This window comes from Pseudarthrobacter sp. Hb11, from assembly GCF_059383655.1.
Genome location: NZ_JBWZCM010000010.1, coordinates 51,657 through 68,438, shown reverse-complemented (window position 1 = coordinate 68,438; position 16,782 = coordinate 51,657). Strand labels below are relative to the sequence as shown.

General features: G+C 65.2%; 11 protein-coding genes. 6 read left to right on the top strand and 5 right to left on the bottom strand.

The window, feature by feature from the left end; translation table 11 throughout:
* Nucleotides 1-88: 88 nt before the first annotated feature.
* On the top strand, nucleotides 89-418 hold the full coding sequence (locus AC50X7_RS13970) for a DUF6457 domain-containing protein (RefSeq protein WP_494979565.1): 330 nt from the start codon (nucleotides 89-91) through the stop codon (nucleotides 416-418).
* Here AC50X7_RS13970 and AC50X7_RS13965 read toward each other — a convergent pair whose 3' ends face one another.
* Nucleotides 419-2,746, bottom strand: a complete 2,328-nt coding sequence (locus AC50X7_RS13965; protein ID WP_494979564.1) for an FdhF/YdeP family oxidoreductase — start codon at nucleotides 2,744-2,746, stop codon at nucleotides 419-421.
* A gap of 255 nt (nucleotides 2,747-3,001) precedes the next feature.
* On the opposite strand from AC50X7_RS13965, the gene AC50X7_RS13960 reads away from it, so the two are divergent.
* The 3 genes from AC50X7_RS13960 (at nucleotide 3,002) to AC50X7_RS13950 (ending at nucleotide 9,688) form a co-directional block, all read left to right on the top strand.
* On the top strand, nucleotides 3,002-4,705 hold the full coding sequence (locus AC50X7_RS13960; RefSeq protein WP_494979563.1) for a RecQ family ATP-dependent DNA helicase: 1,704 nt from the start codon (nucleotides 3,002-3,004) through the stop codon (nucleotides 4,703-4,705).
* A gap of 52 nt (nucleotides 4,706-4,757) precedes the next feature.
* Complete coding sequence (locus tag AC50X7_RS13955) at nucleotides 4,758-5,957, top strand: TerC family protein (RefSeq protein ID WP_494979562.1); 1,200 nt, start codon at nucleotides 4,758-4,760, stop codon at nucleotides 5,955-5,957.
* A gap of 107 nt (nucleotides 5,958-6,064) precedes the next feature.
* Nucleotides 6,065-9,688 carry a TM0106 family RecB-like putative nuclease gene (locus AC50X7_RS13950; protein ID WP_494979561.1) on the top strand — a complete coding sequence of 1,208 codons (3,624 nt, stop codon included), beginning with the start codon at nucleotides 6,065-6,067 and terminating at the stop codon, nucleotides 9,686-9,688.
* A 91-nt stretch (nucleotides 9,689-9,779) separates the two neighbouring features.
* Here AC50X7_RS13950 and AC50X7_RS13945 read toward each other — a convergent pair whose 3' ends face one another.
* The 3 genes from AC50X7_RS13945 to AC50X7_RS13935 form a co-directional block, all read right to left on the bottom strand.
* The gene (locus AC50X7_RS13945; protein ID WP_494979560.1) at nucleotides 9,780-10,106 is read right to left on the bottom strand and encodes an acylphosphatase; all 327 of its coding nucleotides are present in this window, start codon (nucleotides 10,104-10,106) and stop codon (nucleotides 9,780-9,782) included.
* Between the two features lie 148 nt (nucleotides 10,107-10,254).
* Nucleotides 10,255-11,181, bottom strand: a complete 927-nt coding sequence (locus AC50X7_RS13940; RefSeq protein WP_494979559.1) for a pullulanase X25 domain-containing protein — start codon at nucleotides 11,179-11,181, stop codon at nucleotides 10,255-10,257.
* A gap of 262 nt (nucleotides 11,182-11,443) precedes the next feature.
* On the bottom strand, nucleotides 11,444-12,505 hold the full coding sequence (locus tag AC50X7_RS13935) for an adenosine deaminase (protein WP_494979558.1): 1,062 nt from the start codon (nucleotides 12,503-12,505) through the stop codon (nucleotides 11,444-11,446).
* Between the two features lie 48 nt (nucleotides 12,506-12,553).
* Between AC50X7_RS13935 and uvrA the strand changes: the two genes are divergently transcribed.
* On the top strand, nucleotides 12,554-15,130 hold the full coding sequence (uvrA, locus tag AC50X7_RS13930; RefSeq protein ID WP_494979557.1) for an excinuclease ABC subunit UvrA: 2,577 nt from the start codon (nucleotides 12,554-12,556) through the stop codon (nucleotides 15,128-15,130).
* Between the two features lie 170 nt (nucleotides 15,131-15,300).
* Complete coding sequence (locus tag AC50X7_RS13925; protein ID WP_494979556.1) at nucleotides 15,301-15,975, top strand: transglycosylase family protein; 675 nt, start codon at nucleotides 15,301-15,303, stop codon at nucleotides 15,973-15,975.
* A 162-nt stretch (nucleotides 15,976-16,137) separates the two neighbouring features.
* Here the strand turns inward: AC50X7_RS13925 and AC50X7_RS13920 are convergent, their stop codons facing one another.
* Nucleotides 16,138-16,728, bottom strand: a complete 591-nt coding sequence (locus tag AC50X7_RS13920) for a hypothetical protein (RefSeq protein WP_494979555.1) — start codon at nucleotides 16,726-16,728, stop codon at nucleotides 16,138-16,140.
* Between the last annotated feature and the right edge of the window lie 54 nt (nucleotides 16,729-16,782).

The following is a 16,782-nucleotide window of genomic DNA, read 5'->3' as shown; positions in this document are numbered from 1 at the left end:
GGAACCCCATGACTTCCGCTGCGAAGCCTTGTAGTGTCGGCACCGGATGCAGCCAGCAGCTAAACCATTTGTTGACGAAGGAGCGGACATGGCAGTCAGTGACGAAGAAGCACAGGTACTGGACCAGTGGAGCAACCGGCTGGCCCAGGCCCTGCAGATCCTGGACCTGGACGTGGACAACGAGCTGCTTCTTGATTTGGCCCGCAAGTCAGCCGAGTCCGTGATCCACCCGGCCGCACCGGTCACCACGTTCCTGGTGGGCTATGCCGCCGGCCTGGAAGCCGGGACGGGCAGTGCCGGTACGCGGGAAGCATCAAGTGCGGCCGTTTCAAGGGCCGCCGACGTGGCTTTCGGGCTGTGCGAGGACGGACACGACGGCGGGCCCGCCAGCAGAGGCTGGGCGGACACTGGGCAGTAGCTACCCTGCCGCCGTCGGTTCCTCTTCGAGGACCGGAACGGGCACCAGCCGGACGATCACGGCCTTGGACGCGGGCGTCTGGCTTCCCTCTGCCACGCTCTCCAGCGGCACCAGGACATTCGCCTCCGGGTAGTAGGCCGCCGCGCACCCACGCGCCGACGGGTACGACACCACCCGGTAGTTCCGGAGCACCCGCTCCACGTTGTCCGGGTACACTCCGTGGATGTCTACGTGCTGGGCATCCGCAAGTCCCAGTTCGGTGAGGTCCGCCGGGTTCACAAACACCACTTCGCGGCCCTTCTTGATGCCACGGTACCGATCGTTGTGTCCGTAGATGGTGGTGTTGAACTGGTCGTGCGAGCGGATGGTCTGCAGGATCAGGGTGCCTGCAGGCCGTTCCACGTGTTCCAGTTCGTTCACGGTGAGCATCGCCTTGCCGGTGGGAGTGTTGAAGGTGCGGGAGTCGCGCGGCCCGTTGGGAAGTACAAAACCGCCGTCCTGCCGAATTTTCCGGTTGTAGTCCTCACAGCCCACCACCACGTGGGAGATGTGCTCGCGGATCAAGTCATAGTTCTTTTCGAAACCAGCCCAGTCAGCGGAGATCCGGTCCCCCAGCACCTGCTGCGCCAGCCGGCAGACGATGGCCACCTCGGACAGCAGCCCCGGCGCCACCGGCTCCACCGTTCCGTGCGATGCGTGAACGGCGCAGACCGTGTCCTCCACCGAAACGAACTGCGGCCCGGACTCCTGCCTGTCGATCTCTGTCCGCCCCATGGTTGGCAGAATCAAAGCCTCCGCCCCGGTTACCGCGTGCGAGTGGTTGAGCTTGGTGGAGATCTGGACTGAGAGCTCGGTATGTTCCATCGCCGCTTCAGCTGCGCGCGTATCTGACATGGCGCCCACAAAGTTGCCGCCCAGGGCTATGAACACCTTGATGCCGCCGTCGCGCATCTGCCGGATTGTTTCCACCGCGTCCGCGCCGTGCTCCCGGGGCGGTTCGAAGCTGAATTCCTTGCCCAGCGCGTCCAGGAACGCCGGCGGCATCTGCTCCCAGATGCCCATCGTGCGGTCGCCCTGGACGTTGCTGTGTCCGCGGATGGGCGAGGCGCCGGCACCGGGTTTGCCGATGTTTCCGCGCAGCAGCAGGAGGTTGACGATCTCCTTGATGGTGGCGACAGCTTTCTTGTGCTGTGTGATGCCCATGGCCCAGGTGATGATCACCTTTTCCGCACGCAGGTAGCGGTCTGCCAGTTCGTCGATCTCCTCGGACCGCAGCCCGGTGGCCTCAAGGACGGCCGCTTCGTCCAGGGTGGCAAGGTGCGCCCGGAGTTCTTCCAGCCCCAGGCAGTGTTCCTCGAGGAACTCATGGTCCAGCACCGTCCCCGGCGCTGCGGCCTCGGCGTCCAGGACCCGCTTGGACACGGCCTGCAGCAGCGCCATGTCCCCGCCGAGCCGGATCTGGAGGAACTGGTCGGCCAAGTCCGTGCCGTGGCCGATGATCCCCTTCACCTTCTGCGGGTTCTTGTAACGCATCAGGCCCGCCTCCGGCAGCGGGTTGACCGCCACGATGCTGGCCCCGGCTTCCTTTGCTTCCTCGAGGGCGGTGAGCATCCGCGGATGGTTGGTGCCGGGATTCTGGCCCAGGATGATGATGAGGTCCGCTTTTTCGAAGTCGTTGTAGGAGACGGTGGCCTTCCCGACGCCGATGGTTTGGCCCATTGCCCAGCCCGAGGATTCGTGGCACATGTTGGAGCAATCGGGCAGGTTGTTGGTGCCGTACCCGCGGATAAACAGCTGGTACAGGAATGCGGCTTCATTCGAGGTGCGGCCGCTGGTGTAAAACGCTGCCTGGTCCGGGCTGGGCAGGGACTTGAGTTTCTCCGCGATGATCCCGAATGCCTCGTCCCAGCTCACGGGCCGGTAGTGGTCTGCGCCCGCGGGCTTGTGCACCGGCTCCGTGAGGCGGCCCTGCATGCCCAGCCAGTACTCGGACCGCTCCCGCAGTTCGCTGACGGGATGCTCGGCCCAGAACTCCGAACTGACCACCACAGGGGTGGCCTCCCAGGTGACTGCTTTTGCGCCGTTCTCACAGAATTCGAACGTCTTGCGGTGGCCGGGGTCCGGCCAGGCGCAGCTCATGCAGTCAAAGCCGTCCTTCTGGTTCAGCGCCAGCAGGGTTTTCCGCGACCTGTCCACGCCCATGTGCTTCAGCGCAGGCTGCATGGAGTGGTAGACGCCTGGCACTCCTGCTGCCCAGGTTTTGGGATGTCCCGTCACCTCAAGCTCGGACTCGTCGGCTTCTTCGACCTTCGGGTTTTCGCGCGTCACGATGCACTCTCCTTGCTCGTCCCGGCCCCAAAACGTCCCAGCTTCTGCCGGCGGACCAGTTCCTTCCACAGTTGTTCAGGGCGGCCGGGAAGTCAAGGATGGCGGCGGGCAAGAGGACAACAGCCACGCCATGCGAGAGGAAGGGTTTGTCCACATAGCGATGGCCGGCAGGACGGCGGGTCCCGGCCCGCGCTAGGCTTGGTACCTCGGCTGAAGCAAGCGGCCGCAGGAACCACTGTGCGGAGCCGCTCCCAAATGTCCGACGATCTTGCCCTTACCGCCCTTGCGGCGTCCTCCTTTTCCCTGCCCGAGCTGCGTGAGGGCCAACTGGATGGCATCCGTGCCCTTGCCGGCGGCCGCGATGTCCTGGCCGTGATGCCCACCGGCTACGGCAAATCCGCCATCTACCAGGTCGCCGCCCGGTACCTGCAGAACACCACGGGGCGTCCCGCGGTGGTGGTTTCCCCGCTCATTGCCCTGCAGGAGGACCAGCTGGACGGGCTGGCCGGGGAGCTGGGTGAGGGCGCCGCCGTCGCCGTCAATTCCGCCCGCAGCGACTCGGAGGTGCAGGCCGCCTGGCAGGCTGCCGAGTCCGGCGAGGCAACGTTCCTGTTCCTCGCACCGGAGCAGCTGGCCAAGCAGGAAACCGTGGACCGCATCGCCAATCTGGAAATCTCCATGTTCGTGGTGGACGAGGCCCACTGTGTCTCCTCCTGGGGCCACGACTTCCGGCCTGATTACCTCAACCTGGGGAACGTCCGCGAACGGCTCGGCAACCCGCCGGTGGCAGCGCTGACCGCCACCGCCTCACCGCCCGTGCGCGACGAGATCTGTGAACGGCTGGGCATGGAGGACCCGCTGGTCCTGGTCCACGGCTTTGACCGGCCCAACATCACGCTCGACGTGGTCCGCCACCAGGAGGACAAGGGCAAGCGCAAGGCCGTGCTGGAGCAGGTTGCGGCGTTCGCCCGGGAACAAGGGCAGGGGCTGCTGTACGCCGCCACCCGCAAGGACACGGAGAAGTACGCCGCCAAGCTCGAAAAGGAGGGGCTCCGGGCGGAGGCGTACCACGCGGGCCGCTCCGCAGGAGACCGTGAGCGGATCCACGAGCTGTTCCTGGACGACCAGCTGGACGTGGTGGTTGCCACCACCGCATTCGGCATGGGCATCGACAAACCCAACGTGCGGTTCGTGGTGCACGCCGACATCCCGGAAGCCCTGGACTCGTACTACCAGGAAATTGGCCGGGCGGGACGTGACGGTGACCCCGCTTCGGCTGTGCTGCATTACCGCGCCGAGGACCTCGGCTTGCGCAAGTTCTTCGGCACGCACTCCCCCGATCCGGACTCGCTGCTGGACGTGTTGAAGGTCCTCAAGTCCGCGGGCGCACCCGCACCCAAGACCTCCCTGGCGGAGCTCACGGGAATGCCGGTGCGCCGGGTCACGGGGCTTGTGAACCAGCTGGAGGAGACGGGCGGCGTCACCACCGGCAAGCGCGGCATCCGCCTCACCTCCAAAGCCAAACTGCCCACCCTGGTGGACCGCGCCGTCGACATGGCCGAGGCCCGGCAGCGCGTGGACCAGTCCCGGCTGACCATGATGCGCGCCTACGCCGAGACGGACAGCTGCCGGCGGCAGTTCCTGCTGGGCTACTTCGGCGAGGACCTGCCGGAGCCGTGCGGCAACTGCGACACGTGCGCGGACGCTGCTGAGCGCGCGGATGCGCCCGGCTTGGGAACAAATGCGCACGACGACGGCGGGCCGGGGTCCGCGGAACCGGGCGCCTCAGGTGCCGACGAGCCGTTCCCGCTCCAGTCTGCTGTGGTCCATAAGGAGTGGGGTCCGGGGCTGGTGATGCGACATGAGGATGACGTGATTACCGTCCTGTTCGAGCAGGAGGGCTACAAGACCCTGTCCCGTACCGCCGTCGTGGAGCACGAACTCCTGCGGCCCGCTTAGCTGCTGCCCACGCGGGTAGGCTGGAAGGACACTCCAATGAAAGGCCCGCCGCGTGGAAGTACCTTCCTATGTCTGGACCCTGACCATCGCAGGAATTGTTGGCCTGCTCGCCTTCGATTTCTTTTTCCATGTGCGGAAGGCCCACACGCCCTCGCTTAAGGAATCCGCCACCTGGTCCGCCATTTATGTGGGTATCGCACTGCTCTTCGGACTGGGCGTGCTGATCTTCGGCGGGCCCACCATGGGCACGGAGTACTTCGCGGGGTACGTCACGGAGAAGGCACTGTCCGTGGACAACCTCTTCGTCTTCCTCATCATCATGGCCAGCTTCAGGGTGCCCCGCGCAGACCAGCAGAAAGTGCTGCTCTTCGGCATCGTTTTCTCGCTCATCGCCCGCACCGCCTTCATCTTTTTGGGTGCAGCGCTGATCAACAGCTTTGCCTGGGTGTTCTACATTTTCGGGCTCATCCTGCTCGTCACTGCCGGCAACCTGCTCCGCCCGAACGCCCACGACGACGAGTCCGAGGGCCTGGTGGTCCGGCTCGCCAAGAGGTTCCTGCCGGCGTCGGAACACTACGACGGCGACAAGCTCTTCACCATGGAAAACGGCAAGCGTGTCCTCACGCCGATGCTGCTGGTGATGGTGGCCATCGGCGGCACGGACATCCTTTTTGCCCTTGATTCGATCCCGGCAATCTTCGGCCTGACCCAGAACGTCTTTATCGTCTTCACGGCCACGGCGTTCTCTCTGATGGGTTTGCGGCAGCTGTTCTTCCTGATCGACGGGCTGCTGGACCGGCTGATCTTCCTCTCCTACGGCCTGGCAGCAATCCTTGGCTTCATCGGGGTAAAGCTCATCCTGCACGCCCTCCACGAAAACACGCTGCCGTTCATCAATGACGGCGAACACGTCAACGTGGTGGAAGTCAGCACCGAGGTGTCCCTGAGCGTGATCCTCGGCGTCCTCGTGGTGACCGTCCTGGCGTCCATCTTCAGCCCCAAGGGCAAGGCCAAAAACGCTGTGTCCGGCGCCAAGCGCCACGCCGTCGAGTACCTGGACCTCAACTACGAGACAGACATGGTGGAGCGGGACAAGCTCTTCGCAAAGATGTGCCGCGAGGAGGACCAGATCCGCCAGCTGCCCGAGAAGTACAAGAGGCTCGTCCGCAACGAGACGGAGTTCCTGAACCTGCTGCGCAGCGCCCACGCGGAGCACGACAAGGCCCAGGTGCGGGCGGCCGCAGACAACTAGCCTCGGCCGGGTCTGTTCCGGCGGACTGCATTGTCAGTGCCTCTTGCTAGGTTGGATTCAAGGCCAGGGCAACCGTCCTCCGGCCCGGCTGTCGATGGGGAGGCCCCGTGTTTTTGCTCGAAGCTGCAGTAGCTGGCGCGCCGCCTGACCTGGTGTTTTCCGCCAGCGACCTGGTGGCCGCCAGCGAATGTGAGTACCGCACGCTCCGGGTCCTGGACGAAAAGCTGGGACGCTCTCCTAAAGCTGTCTTTGAGTCCGACGAGATGCAGGTCCGGGCCGGCGAGCTGGGTGACAAGCACGAGCAGACAGTCCTCGCCAGCTTGATTGCGAAGTACGGAGAGTGGGACGCCAGCCGCGGGGCGGGCGTCTACTCCTTGGAAAGAGGCCAGAACCTGCGCGGGGAACTGCAGGCCAGGCACGCCGAAACCGAGCTCGCCCTCCGCTCCGGCGCCGACGTCGTTTTCCAGGCCACCTTCTTCGACGGCGAATTCCTGGGCTACGCGGACTTCCTTGTGAACGAAGCCGCCGGCACGGGCCGCCCCGGGCGTTACGAGGTCTGGGACACCAAGCTGGCCCGGCACGCCAAGGTGGGCGCCCTGCTCCAGCTCGCGGCCTACGGGGACCAGCTTCTCGGGATGGGTCTCGAGCCCTCCCCCACCGTGACCCTGGTGCTGGGTACCCGCATCGGTGACGACTGGCTCCGCAGCAGCCACTCGCTTCCGGACCTGCTGCCTGTTTTCCGGGAACGGCGCCGCCGCTTCCGCGAATTGACGGCGCGGCACCGGGCCGCTGAGAGCATCGTGCAGTGGCAGCAGCCGGGGATAGTCCACTGCGGCCGGTGCGACTACTGCGCCGAGCAGGTGCAGGCGCACCGGGACCTGCTGATGGTGGCAGGAATGTCCGTGGTGCAGCGCAGGAAGCTGCGCGCGGCCAATATCACCACCATCGACGAGCTCGCGGCGATGCCTGCCGAGGAGGCCAGGAATTCTGTGGTCCGGCTGCGGGCGCAGGCCCGGATGCAGCTGGGCCTTGATGCACCGGAAGGATCCCGCACCTTCACGAAGGACGGCCAGCCGCACACGGTCTCGTTCACGGTGCTGCCGGAGAACACCATCGGGTCCCTCCCTGCGCCCAGCCCGGGAGACATCTTTTTCGACTTCGAAGGCGACCCGCTCTGGCAGGACCCTGCCACCGGAGCATGGGGTATTGAGTACCTGTTCGGTGTGGTCGAGGCACCGGTGCCGAGTGATCCGGGTGATCCGGGTGACCCTATTTTCCGCCCGTTCTGGGCCCACTCCCGGTCCGAGGAACGCCGCGCCTTCCTGGAGTTTCTGGACTACGTGGAAGAGCGCCGGGCTTGCTACCCGGACATGCACGTCTACCACTATGCCGCCTATGAAAAGACCGCGCTGCGGAACCTCTCCCTTGCCCACCAGGCCGGCGAGGACACCGTTGACACCTGGCTCCGGGAGGGCCTGCTCGTAGACCTCTACGCAACGGTTAGGCAGTCACTGCGCATATCGGAAGCGTCGTACTCCATCAAGAAGCTCGAACCGCTGTACATGGGCAATAACCTGCGCTCCGGGGACGTCAAGGACGCCGGAGCCTCCGTGGTTGCGTACGCAGCGTACTGTGCAGCCAGGGATGCAGGGAACGTTGCCGAAGCCGGGAAGGTCCTCGCGTCCATCTCCGACTACAACCAGTACGACTGCCTGTCCACGCTCCGGCTGCGCGACTGGCTCCTCGAGGTTGCCGGGCAGCCCGCCGCCGTGGCCACCCCGGAAGCAGAGGCCGGCCAGCCCACTGTTGCTGCGTCCTCGGAACGCAGGGCCGCCCCGGAGGAGACTCTGGAAGAGTCCAGGCTGCGCGAGTACCTCGCCGGACTGCCGGACGACATGCCCTGGACAGACGACCAACGTGCCATTGCCATGGTGGCTGCCGCTACCGGTTATCACCGCCGCGAGGACAAGCGCTTCTGGTGGGGCCATTTCGACAGACTTGAGGGCGAGATAGTCGAATGGCACGACCAACGGAACGTCTTCGTCGTGGACTCGTGCGAGGTGTTGTCCGAGTGGGCAACCGCAAAGCCTGGCGAACGAATGAGGACTCGGGTCCTCCGCCTGAGGGGAAGAATGACCGACGGGTCAGACTTCAGGGAGGGCAAGACAGCTTGTCGGCTATTCGACCCTCCGGCACCCACTGGTGCTCAAACAGCGATACGAAGTCTTCTCGGTAGGGGCTTTGCCCCAAAGACGCAGATACTTGCAGTGTCTCCAGACCCGGAAGATCCGGAACGTACTTTCGTCACGATTGCTGAAAAGGAAACCGGAAAGTTCAGGGCCTACTCGGAAATACCCATCGCGATGACAGAAGACACGCCCATTCCGGCTGCCAGTATTAAGTCAGCGCTGGGGGAAATAGCCCGCTCAGTTGGCGCGTCTGTGCCGGACCTGCCGGCCCAGCCAGGCCTGGACATCCTTCGCAAACAGCCCCCGCGGTTCCGCACGCTCCGGCAGCCCGTGGACGTCCCCCACGGGCCGGACGGCTCAGCCGATTATGCCACCGCGATTACTGATTCCGTCCGCGATCTCGACCGCTCCTACCTCGCGGTCCAGGGACCGCCTGGCACGGGAAAGACCTACGTCGGCGCCCATGTCATTGCCCGGCTCGTCGCTGAAGGCTGGAAGATCGGCGTGGTGGGCCAGTCGCACAACGTGGTCGAAAACCTGCTGTGCTGTGCCATCAACACCGGCGGCGTGAATCCTGCTGCAGTCGCCAAGAAACTCTCGGCACCGCACGACGCTCCGTGGAAGTTGCGCGGGGACGGAGACGTGGCCCGGCTGTTGGCTACACCCGGAGGCTGCCTTGTAGGCGGCACAGCGTGGACCTTGACGGGCAAGGAAGTCCCCGCCGGTTCGCTGGATCTGCTGGTCATTGACGAGGCCGGGCAGTTCTCGCTCGCGAATACCCTGGCCGTCTCCCGAGCGGCGAAGCGGCTCCTCCTGCTGGGTGATCCCCAGCAGCTGCCGCAGGTCACACAGGGCGCACACCCAGAGCCGGTTAATGAATCAGCATTGGGCTGGCTGGCCGCGGGACACGCCACCCTGCCTGCCAGACTTGGTTACTTCCTGGCGGACAGCTGGCGGATGCATCCGGAACTGTGCCGTGCGGTCTCCCGGCTGAGCTACGAAGGCAAGCTTCAGGCGGCGCCTGCGGCTTCGCAACGCGAGCTTGAGGGGTGCCCGCCGGGGGTTGAAACAGCCTTCGTCAACCACAGCGGCAATACCACCGCATCGAAGGAGGAAGCTGCAGAGGTGGTCCGCCAGGCGCGCCGGCATCTCGGGCTGAAATGGACTTCCAGTGCGGATGCCGAGTCCCGGCCCCTGGACCAGGAAGACCTTTTGGTGGTGGCAGCGTACAACGCACAGGTCCACCTGATCCGGAAAGCCCTTGAGGAGGAAGGCCTGAACGGCGTCCGGGTGGGAACAGTGGACAAGTTCCAGGGCCAGGAAGCACCTGTGGTGCTGGTGTCAATGGCTTGTTCGGCAGTCAGCGAGGCGCCCCGCGGGGCCGAGTTCCTGCTGAACAGGAACCGGATCAACGTGGCGGTATCGCGCGGGCAGTGGCGGGCGGTCATCATCCGCTCCCCCGAGCTCACCAGCTACATGCCGCACCGGCCGGCAGCCTTGGAGGAGCTCGGCGCGTTTATAGGCCTCAGCCCCCGCGAGTGAAGTTGTCGGACGGCATGAGGCAATGCAGCGGGAGCCTGACAATCCCAGACTCCTGCGGCACTACGCTCGTGCAGCAACGCCCGTGACCAGGTCAGCGGGCCCTGAAACCGCGAAAGTTGCCCTCCGCCGGGGACATCGAGTCCTCTACCCGCTCCACCCGGCCGGGCGTGGCGTCGGAGTTCAGCCATGCCCTGAGTTCGTGGATCTTCCACTGCGGTCCTTCAGCCACCAGGGAGACCGAGCCGTCGTCGAGATTCTTCACCTCGCCGGTCAAGCCCAGCTCCTCCGCCTTGCCTATGGTCCAGAAGCGGAAGCCGACGCCCTGCACCACGCCGAAAACACGGGCAGTCAAGCGCACCGTCCCGGCGTCGGGCTCAGACAAACTCGACGCACTGGAAGACGAACCTTCCGGGCCCATTGGGCTCTCCTCTTTTGCCAACTGATCAGCCGCCACGAACTCTCACCCGCCGCCAGGTAAAGCGGCTGGTTTCCCAACTGGGTCGCAGTGAACGCTCCGAAACCGGATTTTCACGACGTTAAGTGCAACCCAGTTGGGCCGGCGGAACTTAGCTGATGGTGATGTCGCGGGTGCTGTGGTTGTAGCGGATGGTGACCGTCCCGCCGTCGTGGTGCAGTTCGTGGTTGGCTCCGTCGAAGGTGCCGAAGGCGCCGTAGTTCTCGTCCCACGACCGGTTCAGGGCAATCTTGAAGGTGTAGTGGCCGGCAGGCAGTTCGGCGCTCTTCTTCCAGAGCTGGTCCAGGAAATCGAACTCCATCTGGGCTTCGTCGTACTGCGGCGCCCAGTTCTCGGGAGCGCCGAGGATGGTGTTGAAGTCACCTGCAACAGCCACAGCTTCGGGCTGCGGGTGCGTCTCGACGTCCGCGTCCTCAAACGGCTCGGCAGCAGTTTCGGCTTCCGGAGTCTTGGCAGGAGCCTTGCCGCGCACTGCCTTCACCACGGGTTCGACGGCGTCCTCGATCACTTTGGCTGCCTTGCCTACGGCTGCAGCGGCCTTCTTCGCAGGAGTCTTCTTCGCGGGGGCCTTCTTGGTCTCCGTCTTGGCCGAGGCCGCTGCCGGCACTGCTGCCAGGGGAACTGCGCTCGTCCTGCGGACGAAGCCTGCGGGAGCCGTGGGAACCTGGGTGTCGGCAGGAACGGGGGTTCCGGCGTCGAGCGCGGTGGCGAAGGACACCGGATCCGGGTAGGCGACCGTAGCGCGCATACCGTCTTCGGTGATGGTCCAGCCGGAGCGGCCCTTGACGAGCCAGCCGGCCTTTACAAGCTTGGCCGTGGCTGAAGTCAGCGTCTTGTGGCCACGGGGAATGCCGCCGCTGAGCAGCTCGCCCTCGTGCTCGTTGAACGGCACGCGTGCCGTAGCCTCCGCGAGGACCTCGCCCGCGTTCAGTGCATCGCCGGACCACACGCCTTCGGTCAGGACATCCAGCACGGTCTTGAGTCGAAGGAAGGTGTTTTCTGCGGTGGACTTGGCCATGATTCCCCTTTTATAAAAGCGATCGGTCTTAGGCATCTTGCCAACTGCCCGTTAAATCGCGCGACTTGAAATGGTTAACTCTGCGTGTCGTGACCGACTATTAAGCGGACATCCGGCAAGTGAGTCTGGGGTCTCAGGTTTCGGGGCTGGCTTCACAACCCCGTAGTGCTGACATGGATGCCACCCGGCACGTCCCAGACACGCATGCGGCACCCAGTTTACCGGTATAACCGGGCGCTTGTTGCGTGAGACACAACGGGCGTCAGTGCGTGACTTCTCCGCTGTTCAGTTCGTCCAGCAGTTCCGCCTTCCGCTCCTCGGAGGCGAAGGACGAATGGATGGAGTTCGCCGCCAGCCGGGCCTTGTCGAAATCCGAGAGTTCGAAGGCCGCCTCCAGCTGCGTGAAGTTGTCATCCACGTAGCCGCCAAAGTAGGCGGGATCGTCCGAATTCACGGAAACGTTGAGCCCGGCAGCGAGCATGGCGGGCAGGGGGTGGTCGGCCAGGGTGTCGACGGCGCGCAGCCGAACGTTGGACAACGGGCAGACAGTCAGCGGAATCCGGGCGTCTACAAGGCGCTCCACCAGGTCGGGATCATCCATGCAGCGGATGCCGTGGTCTATGCGCTCCACGCCGAGGATGTCCAGGGCCTCAATAATGTACGACGCCGGCCCCTCCTCGCCTGCGTGGGCCGTCAGGCGGAGCCCCGCTTCACGTGCCTTGGCATAAAGCCGCTCAAACTTCGACGGCGGATTCCCCACCTCTGCTGAGTCCAGCCCGATCGCTCCGATGGGCGCGTTTATGGCCAACAGCCTATCCAGGACTTCCAGCGCCGACTCCTCGGAAAGATCGCGCAGGAACGCCGCGATCAGCATGGTGGAGATCCCGTAGTCTTCCTCGGACGTCGCCAGGACCGAGGCCACGCCATTGACGCAGGTCTCCAACGGGATGCCGCGGGAGATGTGCGCCTGCGGGTCCATCATGATTTCGGCGTGCCGGACGCCAGCCGCCGCAGCCCGCTCAAGGTAAGCGCGGGTCATGTCGGCAAAGTCCTGTTCCGTCTGCAGAACGGCCATGTTGGCGTAGTACAGGTCAAGGAAGGACTGCAGGTCGCTGAACTCATAGCGGGCACGGAGTTCGTCCAACCTGCTGTAGGGCAGGGCGATGCCGTTGCGTTCCGCGAGCGCAAAGATCAGCTCCGGCTGAAGTGTCCCCTCGATATGGAGGTGCAGCTCCGCCACCGGGAGGAGCCTGGTGGGGACCTCGGGCTCAACTGCGACGGGCTCGGTTTCAGGCGCGGCAGTACCGCCCGCAAAGTTATCCATCCGGTCAGGATAATGCCCTCCGCCGGAAACGCCACTAGAGTCGAACCAATGCAGAATGCAAAGCACGCTGATGACCTGCAGGATCCAGCTCCTGCCCACGCAACCGACGGCTTTGTCCGGGTGCGCGGAGCCCGCGAAAACAATCTGCGCAACGTAGACGTTGACGTTCCGCGCGATGCGATCGTGGCGTTCACCGGGGTTTCCGGATCCGGAAAGTCGTCGCTTGCGTTCGGCACCATTTACGCAGAAGCCCAGCGCCGCTACTTCGAATCCGTGGCCCCTTATGCCCGCCGGCTCATCCAGCAGGGGCACAATCCCAAGGTGGAGCTGATCAGCGGCCTGCCGCCCGCCGTCGCGCTTCAACAGCGCCGCGGCGCACCCAGCAGCAGGTCAACGGTGGGAACGGTCACCACGCTCTCCAACTCCCTCCGCATGCTCTTTTCCCGCGCAGGCACGTACCCCGCCGGCAGCACCCAGCTGGACTCGGACGCCTTCTCCCCCAACACCGCCGCAGGGGCGTGCCGGGAATGCCATGGTTTGGGCACCGCGCACACCGTCACTGAGTCCTCGCTCGTCCCGGATGCGTCCTTGAGCATCCGCGACGGCGCCATCGCTGCCTGGCCCGGCGCGTGGCAGGGAAAGAACCTGCGGGACATCCTCACCCACTTGGGCTACGACGTCGACATCCCGTGGCGCAAGCTGCCAAAGAAGCACCGCGACTGGATCCTCTTCACCGAGGAACAGCCGGTGGTGGAGGTGACGCCCCAGCGGGACCGCGTGGCCAAACCGTACAAGGGGCGCTTTTGGAGTGCCAGGAGCTACGTGCTCCATACGCTGGCTGATTCGCAAAGCGCCTCCATGCGGGAGCGGGTGCTTGCGTTCATGGAGTCCGGGCCGTGCCCACGCTGTTCAGGCACCGGGCTGACGCCGGAGGCCCTGGCCGTCACGTTTGCCGGCCGGACCATCGCGGAGCTCAACCGCCTTCCCATGGCGGACCTTGCGGAGATAGTCCGCCCCACCTCCGAGTTGCACGACGCCGCCACAGCCTCCCGCACGCATGTCTCCGGTGAGTCGAACGAGGTTGCCGTGGCCATCACCAGGGACCTGCTCCAGCGCATCACTGTCCTGCTGGACCTCGGGCTCGGTTACCTTGCTCTGGGCCGCGCGACGCCCACTTTGTCGCCGGGAGAGATGCAGCGGCTCCGTATCGCCACCCAACTCCGCTCCGGCCTCTTCGGCGTCATCTATGTGCTCGACGAACCGTCCGCAGGGCTCCACCCCGCCGACGCCGAGCCCCTGCTGGACGTGCTGGAGCAACTGAAGTCCTCCGGCAACTCGGTGTTCGTGGTGGAGCACAACATGGACGTGGTCCGCCGGGCGGACTGGCTGGTGGACGTCGGGCCACGCGCGGGCGAAGGCGGTGGCGAGGTGCTCTACAGCGGACCCGTGGACGGGCTCGCCGGCATCGAGGCATCCGTCACGAGGCCCTTCCTGTTTGGCGAAGACCTGCCGCAGATCGCCGACGATGCGCGCAAGGACCAGACACGGGAGCCTGCCGGATGGCTGGAGCTGAAAGACGTCAGCCGGCACAACCTGCGGGGACTGGACGCCCGTTTTCCCCTTGGCGTCCTGACTGCCGTCACCGGTGTTTCAGGTTCCGGCAAGTCCACCCTGGTGAGCCGAGTGCTGGGCGAAGTTGTGGGCTCCGGGCTCAAGACCCCGGTTGAGCCGGACGAAACCGGGGAGCCCTTGGCGCTGGGAACTGTCACCGGAAGCGGCCACATCGATCGCCTGGTGACGGTGGACCAAAAGCCCATCGGCCGGACACCGCGCTCCAACCTCGCCACCTACACGGGGCTTTTTGACGCGGTCCGCAAGATTTTTGCCGCCACTGACTCGGCAAGGGTGCGCGGCTTTGGTGCCGGCAGGTTTTCCTTCAACGTGGCCGGCGGGCGCTGTGAGACCTGCCAGGGCGAGGGCTTTGTTGCCGTCGAACTGCTCTTCCTGCCCGGCAGCTACGGCCCCTGCCCTGAATGCAACGGGTCCCGCTACAACCCGGAAACGCTTGAAGTGGATTACCGCGGCCGGAACGTGGCCGAAGTGCTGGCCATGACGGTGGACATCGCCGCGGAGTTCCTGGCCCACGTCCCCGCCGCGGCGCGGAGCCTCAAAAGCCTGCAGGACGTTGGGCTTGGCTACCTTCGGCTCGGGCAGCCGGCCACTGAGCTTTCGGGCGGGGAGGCGCAGCGCATCAAGCTGGCCACCGAGCTTCAGAGGGCCCAACGCGGGCACACCCTGTACCTGTTGGACGAACCAACCACCGGCCTGCACCCCGCTGATGTGGAACTGCTGATGGCGCAACTCCACGGCTTGGTGGAGGCCGGAAACTCGGTGGTGGTTGTTGAGCACGAGATGGCAGTGGTGGCTGGCGCTGACTGGGTGATTGATCTCGGACCGTCAGGCGGGGACAAAGGCGGCCAGATCATGGCAACCGGGACACCCGCCGTCGTCGCGCAGTCCCCTGAAAGCCGCACCGCCCCCTACCTGGCCAACGCACTCAGTCAGGAAAGCACCAGCCAACGCCCAGAAAAATCTCGATTTGATAACGGCCGGGCTATGTCCTAGCGTGAAAGGCATGCCCGCGAACGTGGGCGCATGAATGCCCGGTGCTGCCCCCACCAGAACTGCCCAGCTGGCAGCCACCGAAATTGACCTCTATTCGTCAGGGGTGGGCAGTGGCGCGACGATCTCCGGGGACGGAGCCAGCGCAGGTGGCCTTCAGGAGCATCACCATCATGAAACACACCAAATTCCGTACTGCCGCGCGCCGCGGCGCCACCGTAGCCGCCATCTCGGCCGCAGGGATCGCTCTCTCGGCCACCGGGGCAAACGCCGCTACAAGCGCCCCCACCTGGGACGCCGTCGCGCAGTGTGAGAGCGGCGGTAACTGGGCCACCAACACCGGCAATGGCTACAGCGGCGGCCTTCAGTTCAGCCCCAGCACGTGGGCAGCCTACGGCGGCACGGGTTCAGCCGCGGACGCCAGCCGCGAGCAGCAGATTGCGGTCGCCGAGAAGGTCCAGGCGTCGCAGGGCTGGGGTGCCTGGCCATCCTGTGCTGCACAGCTTGGCCTCAGCGGAGGCGGCACTGGCGTCGCACCACAAAGCGTGCCGGTCCAGGCCGCTCCGGTCCAGGCTGCGCCGGTTCAGGCTGCACCCGCCCAGGTTGCCCCAGTCCAAGCGGCCCCGGTTCAGAACGCGCCCGCTGCCCAGGCGCCCGTCGCCAAGCACGTCACCGCGGTTGCCCTGAGCGGCGAGACCTACACCCTGCAGGCCGGCGACACCTTGAGCATCGTGGCTGAGAAACTGGGTGTCGACGGCGGCTGGCAGCACCTTGCCGACGCGAACCTGGACACCATTTCAGATCCGAACCTCGTCTTCGAGGGACAGGTCATCCAGCTTCCCGCGTGAATCCTTTCCCGCGCGAACGTGGCACGGTAGTGCCTGACGCCCGCAAGGGCTCCCAAATCGGTCGGCGATAGACAAATTCCGTTGACCACAGAACGACGCCGGCACGCCCCCACAAGGGGCGGGCCGGCGTCGTACTTTCTTTAAGTTGTTGAAGCCGGATGCTTAGCTGGCTGCCGGCAATTCGCGGACGATGCGCACCTTCCAGGCGGCGTCGTCGCTCGTGTCCAGGAGGGCAACGGTGCCGTGCGCAAGGTTGAGGGCAACGCGTTTGGCGGCCAGGAGCTCCAGGTAGAGGTGCTCATTCATCCGGCTGGGCGTATCGATCATGTACTTCACGGCGTCGCGGACCTTGCGGTAGTTGGCGCTGCGTTCGCGGTGCAGGTGCAGCTCCATGGCGGACCGCTCCTTCAGCCTCGGCTCGTGCCGGTTCAGCCAGGTGACGGCAGCATGGACGCCGACGACGAGGGTGAGTGAGACGCCGTAAATCCACCATCCGCTGGAGAGCAGGAAGAGCGGCAGATTAGCGATGGCCACGGCCGCGATCACCACGCGCAACGCGGCGATGCGGCGCATAGTTGTGGCGACGGCGGCCACACCGGCGAGGAAGCCATGCTGTTCCTTGATGGCGGCTTCGGGGTCGATGGTAAATTCGTCAAGGACCAGGATGCCCTTAGCTTCCGGGCTCAGCATCTGCCCGTAGCGGGGCGCGAAGGAGCGTGTGTTTCCGGCGGAGTTTTCAGGTGTGAATGTCATGAGAGGGCTTCCAGAACGCTGGGGTGGTTGCGGTGATCTTAGTGGTTCCGTCCG